Raw genomic sequence first — 6,917 nt, 5'->3', positions numbered from 1 at the left:
CGCCGCGAGCGCCTGCTGGCACGCATGGCCGAGGCCGGCGGCGGCATCGCGGTGCTGCCCACCGCGCCGGAACGCACACGCAACCGCGACACCCACTACCCCTATCGCCACGACAGCTACTTCTACTATCTCAGCGGCTTCCGCGAACCGGAAGCGGTGGTCGTGCTGGTGGCCGGCGACACGCCCAGGCAATACCTGTTCTGCCGCGAGAAGGACGAAGAAAGGGAAATCTGGGACGGCTTCCGCTACGGCCCTGAAGCCGCCCGCGAACTGTTCGGCTTCGATGACGCCTGGACCATAGGCGACCTGGACCGCCGCCTGCCCGAACTGCTCGCCGACCAGCCGCTACTATGGTGTGGGCTGGGCTACGACGAAGCCTGGGACAAGCGCCTGCTGGATGCGCTCAACGGCGTGCGCGCCAACACCCGCGCCGGCATCGCCGCACCCCACTCGCTGCGCGACCTGCGCGCCGAGCTGGACGAGATGCGCCTGCGCAAGGACGCCCACGAGATCGCCATCATGCGCCGTGCCGGCGAGCTCTCCGCCGCCGCCCACTGCCGCGCCATGGCCGCCAGCCGGCCAGGCCGCTACGAGTACGAGATCGAAGCCGAGCTGCTGCATGCCTTCCGCCTCGCTGGCAGTCAGTACCCGGCCTACCCCTCCATCGTCGCCAGCGGCGCCAACGCCTGCATCCTCCACTACGTGGAGAACGACCGTCTGATGGCGGATGGCGACCTGCTGCTGATAGACGCCGGCGGCGAACTGGACGGCTACGCCTCCGACATCACCCGCAGCTTCCCGGTGAACGGCCGCTTCAGCGGCCCCCAACGCGCGATATACCAGCTGGTGCTGGACGCCCAGCACGCCGCCAAGGCCGCGATCAAGCCTGGCGCCCACTGGAACCAGCCCCACGAAGCCGCGGTGCAGGTGCTCGCCCAGGGCATGCTGGACCTCGGCCTGCTCAAGGGCAGCCTGGACGAGATCATCGAAACCGGGGAATTCCGCCGCTTCTACATGCACCGCACCGGCCACTGGCTGGGCATGGACGTGCACGACGCCGGCGAATACAAGGCGCGCGGCCAGTGGCGAACGCTGGAGGCAGGCATGGTGCTCACCGTGGAACCCGGCTGCTACATCCGCCCGGCGGAAGACGTGCCCGAGGAATTCTGGAACATCGGCGTGCGCATCGAGGACGATGCCCTGGTCACCGCCGACGGCTGCGAATACCTCACCGAAGGCGTGCCACGCGAGGTGGACGACATCGAGGCCCTGATGCGGGACGCACGAGCCGCGGCAACATGATGGCGCAGCACGACCTGCTGATCGTCGGCGCCGGCCCGGTCGGGCTGGCGCTGGCACTCGCGCTCAAGCACAGCGGCCTGGACATCGTGCTGGCCGACGCCCGCCCGCAGGGCGCCGCCGACGCCGACCCCCGCGTGCTCGCCCTCGCCCACGGCACCCGCCAGACGCTGGAGCGGCTGGGCGTATGGACCGGCCTGCCCGCTACCCCGATCAAGACCATCCACGTTTCCCAGCAAGGCGGCCTGGGCCGCACCCTGCTGCAGGCCGCGGATTACGACATCGCCGCGCTGGGCTACGTCGCCCCCGCCGGCGCGCTGGCCGCCGCGCTGCGCAAGGCGGTCGAAGAGGCTGGCATCGTCATCCTGAACGACACCGAAGTCCGCGCGCTGGACGCCCAGGCCGACTGCATTGTCGCCACGCTGGAAACGCCAGACGGCAGCCGCAGCCTCACTGCTCACCTGGCCGCCTGCGCCGAAGGCGGCATGCAGGCGGGCGAGGGGGACATCGCCGAACGCGACTACGGCCAGCATGCGCTGATCGCCTATGTAGACGTTGCCGGCGGCCACCACTCGACCGCCTTCGAGCGCTTCACTTCCCAAGGCCCGCTCGCCCTGCTGCCCTGCGGCAACCGCTACGCGGTGGTGCATGCCGCCTCGCCGGCGGAAGCCGACCGCCTGATGGCACTGGACGACGCTGCCTATCTCGCCCGCATCCAGGCCCACATCGGCAACCGCGTGCAGCTCACCGCGGTGGCCGAACGCCTGCGCTATCCGCTGGGCCTGCGCTACCGGCGCGACCCAACCGGCGCGCGCACCGCCTGGCTGGGCAACGCCGCGCAGACCCTGCACCCGGTGGCCGGCCAGGGCTTCAACCTGGCGCTGCGCGACGTCTGGGCGCTGGCCGAGGTCCTGCTGGAGCAGCGCGGCGACCCCGGAGCGCCGGCGGTACTCGCCGCCTACGCCCGCAACCGCCGGCTGGACCGCCTGGGCACCATACGTTTCACCGACACCCTGGTGCGCCTGTTCAGCAACGACATCGCACCGCTGCGCCATCTGCGCGGCGCCGGCCTGGTGGCGCTGGACCTCTTCCCGCCGCTGCGCCACTTCGTCGCCAAACGCATGATGTTCGGCGCCCGCGCCTGGCCCTAGACCGGGCAGGCCCGCCGCACCGCCCGTCGGCCGGCGGACATCGCGCTCAGTGCGCCGGGACACGGAGCCCACACCGGGCTGCCCCGGCCCCTGCCTCCTGGGGTAAAATGCCGCTCTTTCCCCGCACCGCCCCTGTCCCTCATGCAGTTCGCCGGCTTCACCTTGCGCAATAATCTTTTCGTCGCACCCATGGCGGGCGTGACAGACCGGCCGTTCCGGCAGCTGTGCAAGAAGCTGGGCGCGGGCGTGGCGGTGTCGGAGATGGTCACCTCCAACTCACTGCTGTACGGCAGCGCCAAGACGCAGCGGCGCGCCAACCACGAGGGCGAGGTCGATCCAATCTCGGTGCAGATCGCCGGCGCCGACCCGGCGATGATGGCCGAGGCAGCCCGCTACAACGCGGATCGTGGCGCCCAGATCATCGACATCAACATGGGCTGTCCGGCCAAGAAGGTCTGTAACGTGATGGCCGGCTCGGCGCTGATGCAGGATGAACCGTTGGTCGCCCGCATCCTGGAGGCGGTGGTCAAGGCGGTGCCGAACACGCCGGTAACGCTCAAGTTCCGCACCGGCTGGAACCGCCAGAACAAGAACGCCCCGATGGTGGCACGCATCGCCGAGGAATCCGGCATCCGCGCCATCGCCATCCACGGTCGCACCCGCGCCGACCAATACACCGGCGAAGCCGAGTACGACACCATCGCGCTGGTGAAAACCCTGGTGAAGATCCCGGTGATCGCCAACGGCGACATCACCACGCCGCAGAAAGCCAAGCACGTGCTGGACTACACCGGCGCCGACGGCGTCATGGTCGGCCGCGCCGCCCAGGGCCGGCCGTGGATCTTCCGCGAGATCGAGCACTTCCTGCGCACCGGCGAGGAACTGCCGCCACCGCTGGTCTCCGAGATCCATCAGGTCTGCCGCGAGCACCTGGCCGACCTCTATGCCTTCTACGGCGAAGACGCCGGCGTGCGCATCGCCCGCAAGCACATCTCCTGGTACACCAAGGGGCTGGTCGGTTCGGCCGCCTTCCGTTTCGCCATGAACCGCCTTCCCGACGTCGCCAGCCAGCTCTCCGCCGTGGATGAGTTCTTTGGCCGTCTTGCCGATGCCGGCTCGCGCCTCGAGTACGCCGCCGACAGCGCAGAAGAACAGCCCCAGGAACTTGCAGCATGAGCCGCTCCAACGAGATCGCCGACTCGGTATTCCGTACGCTGGACCAGTATTTCCGCGACCTCGACGGCGAAAAGCCGGCCGCCATCTACGACATGGTGATCCGCAACGTCGAGCGCCCCATGCTGCAGTTCGTGCTGCAGCAGGCCAAGGGCAACCAGACGGTCGCCGCCGAGATGCTCGGCATCAACCGCAACACCCTGCGCCGCAAGCTCACCGACTACGACCTGCTGTAAGGCCGGCCGCGCCCGCGGGCGCGCCACGGCCAGTCCGTCGCACCTCTTTCCCCTTTCTGCCTGAACCCAGATGAACGTCTCCCAAGCCCTGATCAGCGTTTCCGACAAACGCGGCGTGGTCGAATTCGCCCGCGAGCTCGCCGGCCTCGGCATCAAGCTTCTGTCCACCGGCGGCACCGCCAGCCTGCTGCGCGATGCCGGCCTCGCCGTCACCGATGTGTCGGAACACACCGGCTTCCCGGAAATGCTGGATGGCCGGGTAAAGACCCTGCATCCCAAGGTGCACGGTGGCATTCTCGCCCGCCGCGACCTGGCCGAGCACATAGACACCATCGCCGCCCATGACATCAGCCGCATCGACCTGGTGGTGGTGAACCTCTACCCCTTCCAGGCCACCGTGGCGCGTCCGGACTGTGCGCTGGAAGACGCCATCGAGAACATCGACATCGGCGGCCCCACCATGGTCCGCGCCGCGGCGAAGAACCACGGCGATGAAAACGGCGGCGTGGGCATCGTCACCGATCCGGAGGACTACGCCGGCATCGTCGCCGAGCTGAAGAACGGCAGCAGCAAGCTGTCCTACAAGACCCGCTTCGCGCTGGCGGTGAAGGCCTTCACCCACACCGCGCGCTACGACTCGGCCATCTCCAACTACCTGACCTCGCTGGTCGGCAACGACAGCGGCGACATCTCCCGCCAAGCCTACCCGGAGCGCCTGCAGCTGGCCTTCGACAAGGTGCAGGACCTGCGCTACGGCGAGAACCCGCACCAGACGGCGGCCTTCTACAAGGAACCGGGCGCGGCCGAAGGCGGCGTCGCCGGCTACACCCAGCTGCAGGGCAAGGAGCTGTCCTACAACAACATCGCCGACGCGGATGCTGCCTGGGAGTGCGTCAAGGCTTTCGACACCACTGCGTGCGTCATCATCAAGCACGCCAACCCGTGTGGCGTGGCGCTGGGCGCAACCCCGCTGGAGGCCTACAAAAAGGCCTTCTCCACCGATCCCACCTCCGCCTTCGGCGGCATCATCGCCTTCAACTGCGAAGTGGATCGCGCCGCCATCGAAGCCATTTCCGCCCAGTTCCTGGAAGTGCTGATCGCCCCCTCCTACACCGCCGACGCACTGGAACTGGTGCGCGCCAAGCAGAACGTGCGCGTGCTCACCTGCCCGCTGGGCAAGCCCGCCGGTGCGCTGGACTACAAGCGCGTGGGTGGCGGCCTGCTGGTGCAGAGCGCCGACGAGGCCCGTATCCAGCTCGCCGACCTCAAGGTGGTGACCAAGCGCGCCCCCACCCCGGCCGAACTGCAGGACATGCTGTTCGCCTGGCGGGTGGCCAAGTACGTCAAGTCCAACGCCATCGTCTATTGCAAGGACGGCATGACGATCGGCGTCGGCGCCGGGCAAATGAGCCGCGTCGATTCCGCCCGCATCGCCAAGATCAAGGCCGAGAACGCCGGCCTGCAGATCGGCGGCTGCGTGGTCGCCTCGGATGCCTTCTTCCCCTTCCGCGACGGCCTGGACGTGCTCGCCCAGGCCGGCGCCACCGCGGTGATCCAGCCCGGCGGCTCGATGCGCGACGCCGAGGTGATCGCCGCCGCCGACGAGCAGAACATCGCCATGGTAGTCACCGGCTATCGCCATTTCCGTCACTGATGGAATGCAGGGCCGGCCTCGCCGCCGGCCCGCCCCTGCTAGAGAAGAAGCAACACTGATCCGGAGCAACCCATGAAAGTCCTCGTCATCGGCTCGGGCGGACGCGAACACGCACTGGCCTGGAAGCTTGCCCAGTCGCCCAAGGTCACCCGCGTGCTGGTCGCCCCCGGCAACCCCGGCACCGCGCGCGAGCCCAAGCTGCAGAACGTGGCCGTCACCGCCATCGAGGAACTCGTCGCCCTGGCCCGCAGCGAGCAGGTCGGCTTCACCGTGGTCGGCCCGGAAGCGCCACTGGCCGCCGGCGTGGTCGATGCCTTCCGCGCCGCCGGTCTGCCCATCTTCGGGCCGATCCGCCAGGCCGCCCAGCTGGAGAGCTCCAAGGACTTCGCCAAACAGTTCCTGGTCCGCCACAACATCCCGACGGCCAAGTACCAGACCTTCTCCGACGCTGGCCAGGCGCATGCCTACATCGACGCCGAGGGCGCGCCCATCGTCATCAAGGCCGACGGCCTGGCCGCCGGCAAGGGCGTGGTGGTGGCGATGACGCTGGAAGAGGCTCACGCCGCCATCGACATGATGCTGCTGGACAACAAGATGGGCGACGCCGGTGCGCGGGTGGTCATCGAGGAATTCATGCAGGGCGAGGAGGCCAGCTTCATCGTCATGGCGGACGGCAGGCATGCCCTGCCGCTGGCCACCAGCCAGGACCACAAGCGCCTCAAGGATGGTGACCAGGGCCCCAACACCGGCGGCATGGGCGCCTACTCGCCGGCCCCGGTGGTCACGCCGGAGGTGCATGCCCGGGTGATGCGCGAGATCATCCAGCCGACGCTGGCCGGCATGGCCGCCGAAGGCCTGCCTTACACCGGCTTCCTCTACGCCGGCCTGATGATAGACGGCGAAGGCAAGCCCCGCGTGGTGGAGTTCAACTGCCGCATGGGCGACCCGGAAACCCAGCCCATCATGATGCGGCTGAAGACCGATCTCGCCGACCTGGTGGAGGCCGCCATCGCCGGCAAGCTGGACCAGGTCGAAGCGGAATGGGACCGCCGCGTCGCACTGGGCGTGGTCGTCGCCGCTGAGGGCTATCCCGACAGCCCGCGCAAGGGCGACCTCATCGACGGCCTGGACAAGGCCGGCACCGAAGACGCCCATGTGTTCCACGCCGGCACCGCCGAACGCGACGGCCAGGTCGTCACCGCCGGCGGCCGCGTGCTGTGCGTCACTGCGCTGGGCGAAAACGTGCGTCAGGCGCAGAAGCAGGCCTACGAGCTGCTGAGCCGCATCGGCTTCGCCGGCATGCAGTACCGCCGCGATATCGGCCACCGCGCAATGGATCGCTAACCGCAGCCCAGGCATCACAGGCCGCTGCCCGGCTCACCCTGCCGGCAGCGGCTTTTTCTT

The 6,917-nt window shown here is 68.8% G+C and carries 6 protein-coding genes; all 6 read left to right on the top strand.

The window, feature by feature from the left end:
• The coding region (gene pepP, locus GRF61_RS05110; protein WP_169149625.1) for a Xaa-Pro aminopeptidase at positions 1–1,302 on the top strand (1,302 nt) is incomplete at its 5' end.
• Entirely contained in the window at positions 1,302–2,450 is a 1,149-nt protein-coding gene (locus GRF61_RS05105; RefSeq protein WP_169149629.1) for an FAD-dependent monooxygenase, read from the top strand. The genes pepP and GRF61_RS05105, both read left to right, overlap by 1 nt.
• 141 nt (positions 2,451–2,591) lie before the next feature.
• Positions 2,592–3,626 carry a tRNA dihydrouridine synthase DusB gene (dusB, locus tag GRF61_RS05100; RefSeq protein ID WP_169149624.1) on the top strand — a complete coding sequence of 345 codons (1,035 nt, stop codon included), beginning with the start codon at positions 2,592–2,594 and terminating at the stop codon, positions 3,624–3,626.
• Positions 3,623–3,859: a helix-turn-helix domain-containing protein gene (locus tag GRF61_RS05095; protein ID WP_133594715.1), complete on the top strand. Its 237-nt coding sequence runs from the start codon at positions 3,623–3,625 to the stop codon at positions 3,857–3,859. The genes dusB and GRF61_RS05095 overlap by 4 nt, the downstream gene beginning before the upstream one ends.
• Positions 3,860–3,929: 70 nt before the next feature.
• Positions 3,930–5,513 carry a bifunctional phosphoribosylaminoimidazolecarboxamide formyltransferase/IMP cyclohydrolase gene (gene purH, locus GRF61_RS05090; RefSeq protein ID WP_169149623.1) on the top strand — a complete coding sequence of 528 codons (1,584 nt, stop codon included), beginning with the start codon at positions 3,930–3,932 and terminating at the stop codon, positions 5,511–5,513.
• Positions 5,514–5,585: 72 nt separating this feature from the next.
• Positions 5,586–6,857 carry a phosphoribosylamine--glycine ligase gene (gene purD / locus GRF61_RS05085; protein ID WP_169149622.1) on the top strand — a complete coding sequence of 424 codons (1,272 nt, stop codon included), beginning with the start codon at positions 5,586–5,588 and terminating at the stop codon, positions 6,855–6,857.
• Positions 6,858–6,917: the final 60 nt, after the last annotated feature.

Origin of the sequence: Azoarcus sp. TTM-91, assembly GCF_012911025.1 — a bacterium.
Taxonomy (GTDB): domain Bacteria; phylum Pseudomonadota; class Gammaproteobacteria; order Burkholderiales; family Rhodocyclaceae; genus Azoarcus.
The sequence above is the reverse complement of the archived record's forward strand: the minus strand, read 5'-3'. Positions and strand labels throughout refer to the sequence as shown.